Genomic DNA, 12894 nt, shown 5'->3' with positions numbered 1-12894 from the left:
CCGGCGGCGGGGGCGTCCGGGTGCGAATGGCGGCACACCGACCCTCCGCACGGCGCGGTTCCCCGGTGGCGCGTCCGGGTACCCCGCCGCCATGAAGTGGCGCATCGGTGTGGCGGCGGCGGTGCTCGCGGTGGTCGGCGGGCTGGTGGCGGCGATGGTGGTGGTGCCGAAGCTCTGGGGCACCGACACCATCGACCGCAGCCAACCGGCGTTGTTGCAGTCGTTGCGCGACCTGAGCCAGTACCACGCCTCGGCGGGCGACTTCCAGGTCGTGCTCGACATCGAGCGCGACGTCCGGTACGTGCCGTCGGCGCTGGCCGGGCAGCGGACGCTGTTCGTGGCGGCCGGGACGGTGAACGCCTACGTCGACTTCGGCGGGCTGGCCGAGGACGCGCTGGAGGTGCCGCCGACCAGCGCCACGGGCGAGGCCCGGAAGGTCCGCCTGGCGCTGCCGCGGGCGGTGCTGGACAAGCCGAACCTGGACCAGGAGCGGTGCTACGTGTTCGCCCAGGAGCGCGGCCTGCTCGACCGGCTGGCGTCGCTGGTGGAGACGCAGGACCAGCAGCCGTTCTACGTGGCGGCGGAGGCGAAGATCGCCGACGCGGCGCGCGAGTCCGGGCTGGTCGAGCGCGCCGACGACAACACCCGCAAGATGCTGACCGGCATGTTCGGCGCGCTGGGCTACCAGGTCGAGTTCCGCGACGTGAGCTGACCCGCACCGACCCGCACCGGGTTCGGCACGATCGCCCACGAGTGGAGTCCGAGCACGTCCCGCGCGGAGTTCGCCCGCTTCGCGCCACCGGTCGCCGCCGGGCGCGGGCAGCTCGACCCGGTGGGCGCCGCGTATGCTGCGGTGCGATGAGGCGCAAGCTCCGGCCGCCGCTCGCGCAGCGCCACGGCCTCGACCCGGCACGGCTGCGGCTGCCCGACGACGGCCCGTGGGCGACCGTCCGCGACCACCTGGTCGACCGGCTGCCCAGGGTGGCGCCCGAGCGCATCGACCTGATGCTCGCCGAGGGCCGGATCCACGACCTCGCCGGGCCCATCGCGCCCGACGCGGCGTTCACGCCCGGCACGTCGGTGTGGTTCCACCGCGACCTGCCCGACGAGGTGCCGGTCCCGTTCGACATCGGCGTCGTGCACCGCGACGACGCCATCGTGGTGGTCGACAAGCCGCACTTCCTGGCCACCATCCCGCGCGGCAGCCACGTGGTGGAGACGGCGCTGGTGCGGCTGCGCCGCGACCTCGGGCTGCCGCAGCTCAGCCCGGCGCACCGGCTGGACCGGGTGACCGCCGGGCTGGTCATGTTCGTGGTCGAGCCGAGCCTGCGCGGCAAGTACCAGACGCTGTTCAAGGACCGCGCGGTGCGCAAGGAGTACGAGGCCATCGCGCCGCACGACCCCGCGCTGGCCCTGCCGACCCGCGTCAGCAGCCGGATCGTCAAGGTCAAGGGCGTGATCACGGCGCAGGAGGTGCCCGGCCCGCCCAACGCCGAGACGCTGGTGGACCTGGTCGAGCACCGCGCCGGGTGGGGCCGGTACCGGCTGCTGCCCGTCACCGGCCGCACCCACCAGCTCCGCCTGCACATGGCCTCGCTCGGCGTGCCGATCCGGCACGACGACTTCTACCCCGTGCTGCGCGAGAAGCCGTTGGACGACTTCACCGACCCGCTGCAGCTGCTGGCGAAGGTGCTCGAGTTCACCGACCCGGTGACGGGCGAGCACCGCCGCTTCACCAGCAACCTCTCGCTCGACCTCTAGTCCAGGTACCCGAGCATCTGCGCGATCTGCGCGGTGCGGGAGTCGAAGATCCGCGTCGCCAGGTCCCGCGCCTGCGGGTTGACGCCGCCCTCCTTCTCCAGCTTCGCCATCGCCACCGCGTTGTGCTGGTGGGCGATGAGCAGGTTCAGGAACGCCTTCTCGAACCCGGCCGAGTCGGTCGCGGCGAGTTCCGCGATGGCCTCCGGGCTGGTCGAGTGGTCGCCGCCGTGGCCCGCGTGCAGCTGCGGGTTGTCGCCCGCCGACTCGGGCTTGTCCCAGTCGGCCAGCCACTTCGTCATCGAGTCCACTTCGGACAGCTGGGTGACCTCGATGGCCGCCGCCAGCGTCTTCACCTCGGCGCGCACCTCCCGGTCCTTGGCCAGCCGCACGATCTCCAGGGCCGCCCGGTGGTGCGGCACGGACATCTGCAGGAACATCACGTCGGTGTCGTTGAAGTCGTTCGTCTCCACGACGGTCGACACCGGCGGTGGGGTCGCGGCGGGTTGGGCGCCGCAACCGGCGAGCACGAGCAGTCCGGCCACCAGGGCCGCGAGGCGTCGCAAGGTCGTCCTCCTTCGCCGAACGGCCCGCCCGCGCCGCGGCAAGGCCGGCGCGGACGGGCTGCGGTCAACGGGCTCCGGTCAGGGTCAGAGCCTCTGCCACAGGGACGCGGTGTTCGGCGGCTCCCAGCCCACGAGGGACGTGTGGGCCTGGATGCAGCGGTAGTTCGCACCGCCGTACGTCACCTGCGAGCCGACCGAGTACGCGGTGTTCGCCGCCCACGTGCCGCCCACAGGGGGGGCGGTGGTGGTCGTCGGGGGCCGCGTGGTCGTGGTCGGCTGCGTCGTGGTGGTCGGCGGGTTGCCGCCACCGGAGCCGACCTGGAGGTCGACGCACGAGTAGAACGCCATGGGCGTGTCGGCGATGTTCCAGACGGCCAGCAGCTTGATCCGACCGGTGCGACCGCCCAGGCTCACGTTGTGCGTCACGGTGGCCGCGGGCTGCCGGCCGCCGTCGTTGAACTCGGCGATCTTGCTGCCGCCGACGAAGTACTGCCAGGTGGTGGTGGAGTGCCGGGCGGTGAGCGTCCAGTTGAACGTCACGTTGTTGCCGACCGACGTGGTGGGCCACGCCTTGCTGTCGTCGCTGAGCTGGGCGAACTGGCTCAGGCCGGCGTGGCAGTTCTGCTGCCCCTTCGCCCCCTCCACGCTCTGCGGCTCGTACACGATGGGTCCGCAGTTCGAGACCCGTCCTTGCGCGCACATCGCTTGCCGACTGGGCGGCGACGAGATGTAGCCGTGCGCGCTCGCCGTTCCCGCCGAGACCACGACGAGGAACGGGGCGATGCCCACTGCGGCCAGGGCCACGGCGAGCTTGCGTTTCAGGCTCATGTGTCCAGCTCCTTCGGAGGAGGCCCGGTGACGGGCTTCCAAGGCAGGGTCCATTTCCGCGGCGGCCGGATCACGCGTCGGGTGACGAGCCGGGAGCACTGCGTCACACTTCGCGATGTGGTCTAGACCATAATCGCGAACGTCATCCGGGTCAAGGATCTGAACCGACTGGTCCAGTCACCCGGAATCCCAACTGTGAACGCCCTCGGGCCCGGGACCGCCGGCCTGGCCGCACACCGGTCGTCGCCAACGTGCGCGGCACACGCATCGACTCAATTGGCCCGATCGGTGTGATCCGGCGCATGGTTGTCCGACACTGGTCTGTGTGGAGGAGCACAAGGTCATCGCGGACGACGGCCGCGTGTTGTGGGCAGCCGAGTCCGGGCCCGCCGAGTCTGGGCGCGGCGAGTCCGGGCGCGGCGAGCCGCTGGTGCTGTGCCACGGCGGCCCCGGGCTGTGGGACGTGTTCGACGGCCTCGCCGAGCTGCTGGCGAACCGGGTGCGGGTGATCCGCTGGGACCAGCGCGGCGGCGGCCGGTCCGAGCGGGAGGGCCCGTACACGCTGGCCCGGACCCTGGCCGACCTGGACGCGGTCCGGGTCCACTTCGGGCTGACCCGGATGGCGGTGCTGGGCCACTCGTGGGGCGCGGCCGTGGCGCTGCACTACGCGCTGGACTACCCGAACCGGGTGTCGTCGCTGGTCTACGTCTCCGGCACCGGGCTCGGGCAGGAGTGGCGGCCGGAGTACCGGCGCAACCTCGCCGAACGGCTGGGCGACGACTCTGGCGCGGCGGGCGGACCGGACGAGCCGGTCGGGCGGGAGGCGGCGATCCGCCGGTGGACCGCCGACTTCGCCGATCCGTCGACCGCCCGGTGGCACGCCGAGGCGCTGGCCACGCCGTGGTTCGGCGTGAACGAGGAGGCCAACGCGGCGCTGGTCGCCGAGTCGCTGGGCTGGGACGAGCGGGACCTGGTCTCGCGCTGCCGCGTGCTGGACGTGCCGACCCTGATCGTGGACGGCGCGGCGGACGTCCGGCCCCGGTGGGCGGTGGACTCGCTGGCCGACGCGCTGCCGGACGTGGCGCGGGTGGTGCTGCCGGGCGCGGGCCACGTGCCGTGGGTCGAGTCGCCCGGCTCGTTCGGCTGGGCGGTGCTCGCGCACCTGGCCCGGTGAGCGGGAGGGGACGGGAGCCGCGGAGCCCCCGCCCCCACCGCTGTCAGCAGTACAGGTTGTTGCCCGCCGGCACGCCGAGGATGCCGACGAACCGGTTGTAGGCGTCGACCCGGCTCTGGACCTGCGCCGGGTTGCGCCCGCCGCACTCCAGCGACCCGTTGATGCTGCGGATCGTCTCGCCGAAGCCGTACCCGTTGACCATCGCGTTGTGCGGGGTCATCGTGCCCGGGCCGGACTGGGTGTTCCAGTACCAGAGGGCGGTCTTCCAGGCCACCGAGGCGTCGTTCTGCACCAGCCACGGGTTGGTCAGCAGCGGCAGGCCGAGCGCGTCGCCCGCCGCCTTGTAGTTGAAGTTCCAGCTGAGCTGGATCGGACCGCGGCCGTAGTAGGCCGCCTGACCCGCGGGGCAGCCGTACGGCTGGCCCGGGTCGCAGTAGTGCGGGTAGTTCGCCTGGTTCTGCTCGACGATGTGCACCAGGCCGCCGGTCTCGTGGTTGGCGTTGGCCAGGAACGCCGCCGCCTCCTGCTTGCGCACGGTGTCGCTGCCGGTCTTGGCGAAACCGGGGTACGCGCTCAGCGCGGCGGTGAGGCCGGAGTAGGTGTAGAACGAGTTCCGGTTCGGGAACATCTGCCGGAACTGCGCCTCGCTGACCACGAAACCGCCCGGCACGGGGGCCGTGGTCGTGGTGGTCGGGGTCGAGCCGCAGTTGTAGGGCTCCCAGTACCAGGTGCTGACGGTCGGGTCGTAGCCCGGGTTGTCGTGCTCGGCGACATAGTACTTGCCGTCGCGGTACCGGACGATGCTGCCGGCGGTGTACCACTGGCCCTGCACCCACGCCGGGTGGTCGCAGGACGCCGGCGGCGGCGTGGTGCCACCGCCGCAGGCGCCCTGGTCGGCCCAGACCGACGCGGAGCCGGGCGTCTCGTTCTGGGTCCACCACTGGGCGCGCCAGTTGCGGCCGGCGTGGGACGCCGTCGTGCCGCCGGTGTAGACGGTGGAAGGGGCCCACGCGGACGCGCAGGCCGCCGCCGAGGCGGTGTTGGCCGCCACCACGGTCAGTGCCGCCCCGACCACGAAGGCGGCGATCGCCGCCACTACGCGGATTCTCGACACAAAGATCACTCATTTCCGTTCGAGCGCCCTCGGACGTTGTGACGGGGGCCACTCAACCGGAAATGGTCTACACCAGTCAAGTCAAAGGCGAACCTTTCGCACGTTCGCCGGACGCGTCTCGACCGGTCGCGCGGCGGTGTTGAATGTGCGGCGTGCAGTGGACGCGGTACTGGCGCGCGGCCGACCGGCCGGTCGAGGCGATGCACGCGCACTTTACGTCGCACCGGTACCACCGGCACAGCCACGACGCGTACTCGTTCGGCGTGACCGAGCAGGGCGCGCAGGCGTTCCGGTGCCGGGGCGGCGTGCACACCAGCGCGGCCGGGATGGTGCTGGCGTTCAACCCCGACGAGGCGCACGACGGCCGCACCGCCACCGAGGACGGCTTCACCTACCGGATCGTCCACATCGGACCGGACCTGGTGGCCGAGCTGCTGCCGCGGCTGCCGCTGTTCCGCGACCCGGTCGTGCACGCGCCGGAGCTGGCCGACGCGCTCCGCCGCCTGCACGGCGCCCTGCAGGAGGGCGCGGGCCTGGCCCGGGACGAGCACCTGATGCGCGCGGTCCGCGCGATGGCCTCCCGCGTCATGTCCCTGCCGACCGGCGCCCCGGCCACCGCCGACCCCTCCGCCGCGCGCGACCTGATCGAGGCCCACTACGCGGACGACCTGACCACCGCCGAGCTGACCGAGGCGACCGGGCTGAGCAGGTTCGCGCTCTACCGCGCGTTCCGCGCCGAGTACGGCCTGGCGCCCAGCGACTACCAGCGCCAACGCCGGTTGCGCGAGGCCAGGCGACTGCTCGCGGCGGGTCGCCCGGCGGCCGAGGCGGCGGCGCTCGCGGGCTTCGCCGACCAGGCCCACCTGACCCGCTGGTTCCGCCGCTGCTACGGCATCACCCCGGCCGCCTACGCCCGTGCGGCGACCTGAACGCCCCCTGCCCGGACCCGCTCACCCCGGGCTGTCACGTCCCGCGCGTCCCGGCGCCGCCGAGCCGCGCCCGACGGACCCCGCCGCCGCGCCCAGCAGCACGGCCGCCACCAGCAGGGCCAGCGCGGGCACGACGGGCGCCGACCCGGAACCCGGCACGGAGACCGCCACCCACCAGCCCTCCTCCGCGGCCGAGGAGCCGACCACGCCGCCGTCCGCCACCAGCAGCGCCACCGCCGCCCGGTCGACCTCGCCCACCACCACGGCGACCCGGTGCGTGCCGTGCCGGCCCGGCGCCTCGCCGCCCCACCCCGGCCGGACCACGACCGCCCGCCCGCCGCGGGGCAGCACCCGGCCCACCTCGTCGGCGAGCGCGGGGCCGGCCGGGGCGGTCTTGGCGACGGCCAGCACGGCGTCCGCGACGGCGTGGGCGTCCACCGACGGCTCGTCCGGCGTCAACGTCGCCACCAGGGCGGCGAACGTGGCCAGGGCGGTCAGCACGACCGCTGTTCGCACGGGCACAAGGTGGTAGTCGGCTCGGCACATCGCCCGCCGGCCGTCCGGACGGGTGAATCGGCCCACCGCTTCGGGCGAATGCCCCTCGCCGACGACGACCTGACGAGGACCTGGCGACGATCCGACAGCGGCCCAACGGCGGCCCGACGGGCGATCCGACCCTCGGTCGCGGAAGCATAACTGTGTTGTGTTTTAGGCCGATCGCCGCTCGACCGGATGCCCGATGATCATCACACTGATTCACATGCCGCACATCGAGCTGCACAACAGCCTGCCCGGGATCGCCGGGCTGATGAACTACCGCCCCGAGACCGGCCGGCCGCTCACCGAGCTCACCGAGGTGTTGCTGCGCGGCCCGAGCGACCTGACCCGCGGCGAGCGCGAGCTGATCGCCACCCACGTCTCCGAGCTGAACCAGTGCAAGTTCTGCGCGGGCTCGCACGCCGCCTTCGCCGCCGCGCAGTTGCCCGACGACTACACCCACACGCCCAAGATGGTGGCGTTGATCGACATCGCGACGGCGGTGACCGAGAGCGGCCGGGCGGTGACCGCCGAGCTGATCGCCAAGGCGAAGGAGAACGGCGCGACCGACGTCGAGGTGCACGACACCGTGCTGATCGCCGCGGTGTTCTGCGCGGCCAACCGCTACGTGGACGGGCTGGCCACCTGGGCGCCGGACGAGCCCGAGGCGTACCAGCGGATGGCCGACCGGATCGTGCCCAACGGCTACACCTCGATCATCGGGATCAGCTGACCTCCCGCCGGTCGGCGGCGGCGGCGCGGGGGTCGTGCTCCACGTGCGACTCGACCTCCGCGCGTCCGCCGCGAAAAAATCCCGGGCTCGGTGTCGGATCGGGGCGTCGCCGTTCGTAGCAGGGGTGACGACGAGACCCGCGCGTTCATCAACAGGTCTACCGGCCGGCCGGACGTCCGAGGTGCGCGGGGAACCGGCGCACCCGACCCACGACGCCCCGCGACCACAGGACGACCGGCTCCGGCTGATCTTCACCTGCTGCCACCCGGCGCCGGCGCCGCAAGCCCGCCTGGTGTTGACGCCGCGCGTGGTCGGCGGGCTGACCGTGCCCGAGATCGCCCGCGCCCCGCTGGTGGCCGAGGGCGCGGTGGGGCAGCGGATCACCCGCGCGAAGGCCAAGATCAAAGCGGCCCGCACCCCCCTACCGCGTGCCACCCGCCGAAGACCTCCCGGCGTGCCCACCGCCCTGCTGCCGGACGACGGCGAGGTGACCGGGCTGCCGGCGCTGATGCTGCTCACCGAGGCCCGCCGGGCGGCCCGGGTCTCGGCCGGCGGCGAGCTGGTCGCCCTCCACGAGCAGGACCGGGGTTCCTGGGACGCGGCGCTGATCCCCGAGGGCCACCGGCTGGTGCGCGACCGCCTCGCCGCCGGGGTGGCCCCGGGCCGCTACCAGGTCCTCGCCGCGATCAACGCCGTGCACACCTCGGCCCGCGACGTGCGCGACACCGACTGGTCGCAGGCCCTCGCCCTCTACGACCAGCTCGTCCGCATCGCCCCGTCGCCGGTCGTCGCCCTCGACCGGGCCGTCGCGGTCGCCGAGCTGGACGGCCCGGAGGTGGCGCCGGCGGCGGTCGACCGCCTGGAGCCCCCGGCCGGCCGGCTACCACGCCACCCGTGCCGACCTGCTGCGCCGGGTGGGCCGCAGGCCACGAGTCGCGCGCCGCCTACGACCGGACCGTCGAACTGGCGGGCAACACCGCCGACCTGACCCGCCGCCGCGACCAGCTGCCCTAGCGCCGACCCCGCCACCACCTCCCGCGCCCGCTCCTCACCCACCCCGCAGCCGATCACCGCCCGAACCGGCGCCCGGTCGGTGGTGGCGACCACCGCCGCCGGCACCAGCGCGGCGTCCGGGAACCGGGTCACCGGGATCAGGTGATCCCCGTGCCAGGCCGATTCCAGCCCAACCCCTCGGCGCGCCGCGCGTCCCCTGATCTTGGTCGGGTTAACGCTCACACCCCGTGACCTCCGCCTAACCCGAGGTCAAATTCAGTCTTGTGAATGTGCGGGGGGTCACCCTAGAGTCGCTGGGAGCGCTCCCAGGGAGCGCTCCCAGAAGCGTCGTCAACCGTCAGAGCAGACGGAGGAGACCCAAGTCCATGAGATCGCTTCCTGCACCCCGGTGGCGCCGCCAAGCCACCGCAGCCTTCGCAATCGTGGCGGTGAGCGGCGCGCTAGCGTCCGGAACGGCCCACGCGGCGGACTACGAGCGCCTGATCAACGGCACCTTCAGCGGCAGCTCGGCCGATCCGTGGTGGGCCAGCGCGGGCGTGTCGAACCGGGTCACCGGCGGCGAGCTGTGCGCCACGGTCACCGGCGGCACGGTCAACCCGTGGGACTCCCTGATCGGCCAGAACGGCGTCCCGTTCGAAGCCGGTCAGTCCTACACGATGTCGTTCGACGCCTACGCCTCGGTCGCCCGGCCGGCGGCGGCGGTGGCGGGTGAGGGCGTGAGCCCCTACCGGCAGATCGCCAAGCACGACGTCGCGCTGACCACGACGAAGCAGCGCTTCAGCTTCACCTTCACCTCGGAGCTGGACTTCCCGGACGCAGGCCCCGGCCAGGTGACGTTCCACCTCGGCGCCGTGGCGGCGGACACCACCGTCTGCGTGGACAACGTCTCGCTGATCGGTGGCGTGAAGCCGCCGGGCGGCGACCCGGGCGTGCCCGCGAAGAAGATCAACGTGAACCAGGTGGCCTACGTGCCGGGCCTGGCCAAGCAGGCGACGCTGACCTCCACCGCGACGGTCGCGCAGGCGTGGGCGCTGAAGAACTCCGCCGGCGCCACCGTGGCCACCGGCACCACCGTGCCCCGGGGCGGTGTGGACCCCGAGTCGGGCGACTCCACGCACCTGATCGACTTCTCGTCGTTCGACACCCCGGGCGCCGGCTACACGCTGACCGTCGGGGCGGAGACGAGCTACCCGTTCGACATCGCGACCGACGCGATCAAGAAGCTGCGGTACGACTCGCTGGCGTACTTCTACCACAACCGCAGCGGCATCGAGATCGAAGCGGAGTACGTGGGCGAGGAGTACGCGCGCCCGGCCGGCCACCTCAACGTCGCGCCGAACCAGGGTGACAACAACGTCCCCTGCCTCGCGACCATCCCCTGCGGCTACACGCTGGACGTGCGCGGCGGCTGGTACGACGCGGGCGACCACGGCAAGTACGTCGTCAACGGCGGCATCTCGGCGTGGCAGGTGCTCAACACCTACGAGCGCGCGAAGCTGATCGGCGACGCCGCCGCCCTGGGCGACGGCAAGCTGTCCATCCCGGAGCGGGCCAACGGCGTGCCCGACATCCTGGACGAGGCCCGCTGGGAGGTCGAGTTCCTGCTGAAGATGCAGGCGCCCGACGGCATGGTGCACCACAAGATCCACGACCAGAACTGGACCGGCCTGCCCCTGCTGCCGCACGAGGACCCGCAGGCGCGGCGGCTGTCCGCGACCAGCACGGCGGCGACGCTGAACACGGCCGCGGTGGCCGCGCAGGCGGCCCGCATCTGGAAGACGATCGACCCGGCGTTCTCGGCGAAGGCGCTCGCGGCGGCCACCAAGGCGTACGCGGCGGCGAAGGCGAACCCGAACAAGATCGCCGACCCGAACGACGGCACCGGCGGCGGCTCGTACAGCGACGCCACCCTGACCGACGAGTTCTACTGGGCCGCGGCGGAGATGTTCACGACCACCGGTGAGGCGGCCTACCGGACCGACCTCACGTCGTCGACCCTGTACAAGGGCAAGAGCGTGAACACGCGCGGCTACGACTGGGGCTCCACCGGTCCGCTGGGCGACATCACGCTGGCCCTCGTGCCCAACGGCCTGCCCGCCGCCGACGTCGCGGCGATCAAGTCGGCGTTCACCGCCGTGGCGGACTCGCACCTGGCGAAGATGGCGACCCAGGCGTACCCGGCGCCGTACCAGCCGACCACGGGCTACGACTGGGGCTCCAACGGCCTGGTCGCGAACAACATCTCGGTGCTGGCGCTGGCGCACGACTTCACCGGTCAGGCGAAGTACCGCGCGGGCGTGTTCCAGGCCCTGAACTACCTGTTCGGCCGCAACCCGATGTCGTACTCGTACGTCTCGGGCTACGGCGAGCAGCCGGTGAAGAACGTGCACCACCGGCACTGGGCGAACCAGCTGGAGCCGACGCTGCCGACCGCGCCCGCGGGCGCCCTGTCCGGCGGCCCGAACAGCGCGCTGCAGGACCCGATCGCCGCGCGCCTGCTCGAAGGCTGCGAGCCGCAGAAGTGCTTCGTGGACCACATCGAGGCGTACTCGGTGAACGAGGTCACGGTCAACTGGAACTCCGCGCTCGCGTGGATCGCCAGCTGGGCGGCGGAGAAGGTCACCACCGCCCCGCCGGTGGACACCACCGCGCCGTCGACGCCGGGCACCCCCGTGGCGTCCGACATCACCACGACCGGCGCGAAGCTGACGTGGACCGCGTCCACCGACGCGGAGAGCGGCGTCAAGGAGTACGACGTCATCTCGGTCGAGGGCGACGCGCTGCGCGTCGTCGCCACGGTCACCTCGCCGTCGGCGACGCTGACCGGGCTGCGGCCGGACACCGCGTACAGCTTCACCGTCGTGGCGAAGAACGGCGCGAACCTGCGGTCGGCCACGTCGCCGCAGGTGAGCGTGCGGACCAAGCCGGACGTGGTGGCGGGCGGCTGCAAGGTCGTGTGGCAGGCGTCGACCTGGTCCACCGGCATGTCGGTGAACCTGACCGTGGCGAACACCGGCACCCAGGCGTGGAACGGCTGGAAGCTGGAGTTCACCATGCCGGGCGCGCAGAAGATCACCCAGGGCTGGTCGGCCACCTGGTCCCAGTCGGGTCAGGCCGCCACCGCGTCGAACGTGGCGTGGAACGGCAACGTGGCGGCCGGCTCGTCGGCCAACATCGGTTTCAACTCCTCGGGGTCGGGCTCGACGGCGAAGCCGACCGACTTCCGGGTGAACGGTCAGGCTTGCACGATCGGCTGACCTCCTGAACGGGCGGCCCGGCACCACGGGCCGACCGACTGATCGGTGGCGGGCTCCCCACGGGGTCCGCCACCGATCGCGTTCCGGACCGGGAGCGGCGCGACCGCGCGGCCTCACCGACAGCGGCCTCACCGACAGCGCGGCCTCACCGACGGGTGGTTCACGAACCGCCGACGGCGTCCCGCGACCGGCGGTCCTTGGGCAGCGGGTCCACCACGACCTTGACCACCGTCTTCAACCGCTCCAGCGCACCGCGCGGCGGCGGTGCGGCGACGCGGCGCCGCAGCAGCGGCAGGCCGTCGCCGTCCAGCGCGTCCAGCCCGACCGCGCGCCCGCTCATCGCCAGCACCAGCGACTCGGCGTCGCCGCGCACCACCGCGCCGTCGCCGGCCGTCCAGCCGGTGTCCACCGCCTCCAGCCGCAGGCCGCGCAGCCGCGACCCCATCGAGTACCCCGGCGACGGCTTGGCCGCCAGGTGCTGGAACGCCACCCACAGCCGGTCCTCCGGCACGTCCCGCCCGATGCCCAGCGGCACCCGCACGTCGTAGTCGTGCAGCAGGATGTCGGTCAGCACCGGGTCGTAGCCCGACCGGGGGATGGTCGTCCTCGACGTCGACCACCGCCGCAGCCGCGCGGTGATCTCGGACGTCGGCAGCCGGGCCGCGCGGGCGGTCAGCTCCCGGTTCAGCCGGTCGAAGTCGGCCGCCATGGTCACGATGCCCCAGTACAGCTTGAGCTGACCGAACCTGAGGTAAGTGATCAGGTGCGCGCCGACGTCGTGCACGGTCCAGCCGGCCGACAGGCTGGGCGTGGCCAGCTGCCCGGTGTCCAGGCCGTCGAGCAGGTCGGCCATCCGCCGTCGCTCTTCGACGAGCATGTCGTGGACCTTCATCCGTCCACGCTAGGCAACCCCGGCGCCACGGGTCTTATCCCCGCTTGCGGACTTCAGCACGTCCAGGAACCGCTCCGGCGCGTCCCGCGGCA

At 72.8% G+C, this 12894-nt stretch carries 11 protein-coding genes and 1 pseudogene; 7 read left to right on the top strand and 5 right to left on the bottom strand.

Annotated features, from left to right (window positions below):
- Positions 1-91 precede the first annotated feature (91 nt).
- Both AB0F89_RS17515 and AB0F89_RS17510 read left to right on the top strand, forming a co-directional pair.
- The gene (locus AB0F89_RS17515) at positions 92-712 is read left to right on the top strand and encodes a DUF4230 domain-containing protein (RefSeq protein ID WP_367137471.1); all 621 of its coding nucleotides are present in this window, start codon (positions 92-94) and stop codon (positions 710-712) included.
- A 146-nt stretch (positions 713-858) separates the two neighbouring features.
- Positions 859-1761 (top strand): pseudouridine synthase, encoded by a 903-nt coding sequence (locus AB0F89_RS17510; protein ID WP_367137469.1) that lies wholly within the window; start codon positions 859-861, stop codon positions 1759-1761.
- Here AB0F89_RS17510 and AB0F89_RS17505 read toward each other — a convergent pair.
- Together AB0F89_RS17505 and AB0F89_RS17500 are read right to left on the bottom strand one after the other, a co-directional pair.
- On the bottom strand, positions 1758-2324 hold the full coding sequence (locus AB0F89_RS17505; RefSeq protein WP_367137467.1) for a DUF305 domain-containing protein: 567 nt from the start codon (positions 2322-2324) through the stop codon (positions 1758-1760). The genes AB0F89_RS17510 and AB0F89_RS17505 overlap by 4 nt on opposite strands.
- Before the next feature lie 84 nt (positions 2325-2408).
- A complete protein-coding gene (locus AB0F89_RS17500; RefSeq protein WP_367137465.1) occupies positions 2409-3152 on the bottom strand; it encodes a lytic polysaccharide monooxygenase in 744 nt (247 codons plus the stop codon).
- A gap of 325 nt (positions 3153-3477) precedes the next feature.
- Here AB0F89_RS17500 and AB0F89_RS17495 point away from each other — a divergent pair, with 325 nt between their 5' ends.
- Positions 3478-4326: an alpha/beta fold hydrolase gene (locus AB0F89_RS17495; protein WP_367137464.1), complete on the top strand. Its 849-nt coding sequence runs from the start codon at positions 3478-3480 to the stop codon at positions 4324-4326.
- A 43-nt stretch (positions 4327-4369) separates the two neighbouring features.
- On the opposite strand, the gene AB0F89_RS17490 is transcribed toward AB0F89_RS17495, so the two are convergent.
- Positions 4370-5440, bottom strand: a complete 1071-nt coding sequence (locus tag AB0F89_RS17490) for a glycoside hydrolase family 19 protein (RefSeq protein ID WP_367137462.1) — start codon at positions 5438-5440, stop codon at positions 4370-4372.
- A 152-nt stretch (positions 5441-5592) separates the two neighbouring features.
- Here AB0F89_RS17490 and AB0F89_RS17485 point away from each other — a divergent pair, with 152 nt between their 5' ends.
- Complete coding sequence (locus AB0F89_RS17485; protein WP_367137460.1) at positions 5593-6369, top strand: AraC family ligand binding domain-containing protein; 777 nt, start codon at positions 5593-5595, stop codon at positions 6367-6369.
- A 21-nt stretch (positions 6370-6390) separates the two neighbouring features.
- Here the strand turns inward: AB0F89_RS17485 and AB0F89_RS17480 are convergent, their stop codons facing one another.
- Positions 6391-6885 carry a hypothetical protein gene (locus AB0F89_RS17480; RefSeq protein WP_367137458.1) on the bottom strand — a complete coding sequence of 165 codons (495 nt, stop codon included), beginning with the start codon at positions 6883-6885 and terminating at the stop codon, positions 6391-6393.
- A 244-nt stretch (positions 6886-7129) separates the two neighbouring features.
- On the opposite strand from AB0F89_RS17480, the gene AB0F89_RS17475 reads away from it, so the two are divergent.
- From AB0F89_RS17475 to AB0F89_RS17465, 3 genes and pseudogenes are all read left to right on the top strand, one after another.
- Positions 7130-7639, top strand: coding sequence for a carboxymuconolactone decarboxylase family protein (locus AB0F89_RS17475; RefSeq protein ID WP_367137456.1), 510 nt, complete (start codon positions 7130-7132; stop codon positions 7637-7639).
- 229 nt (positions 7640-7868) lie between these two features.
- Positions 7869-8653: pseudogene (locus tag AB0F89_RS17470) on the top strand (RNA polymerase sigma factor); the annotation flags it as partial.
- Between the two features lie 428 nt (positions 8654-9081).
- A complete protein-coding gene (locus tag AB0F89_RS17465) occupies positions 9082-11910 on the top strand; it encodes a glycoside hydrolase family 9 protein (RefSeq protein WP_367137454.1) in 2829 nt (942 codons plus the stop codon).
- Between the two features lie 160 nt (positions 11911-12070).
- Here the strand turns inward: AB0F89_RS17465 and AB0F89_RS17460 are convergent, their stop codons facing one another.
- Positions 12071-12802, bottom strand: a complete 732-nt coding sequence (locus AB0F89_RS17460; protein ID WP_367137452.1) for a maleylpyruvate isomerase family mycothiol-dependent enzyme — start codon at positions 12800-12802, stop codon at positions 12071-12073.
- Between the last annotated feature and the right edge of the window lie 92 nt (positions 12803-12894).

This window comes from Saccharothrix sp. HUAS TT1, assembly GCF_040744945.1.
Lineage (GTDB): Bacteria > Actinomycetota > Actinomycetes > Mycobacteriales > Pseudonocardiaceae > Actinosynnema.
This window is presented reverse-complemented; position numbering and strand designations above follow the sequence as displayed.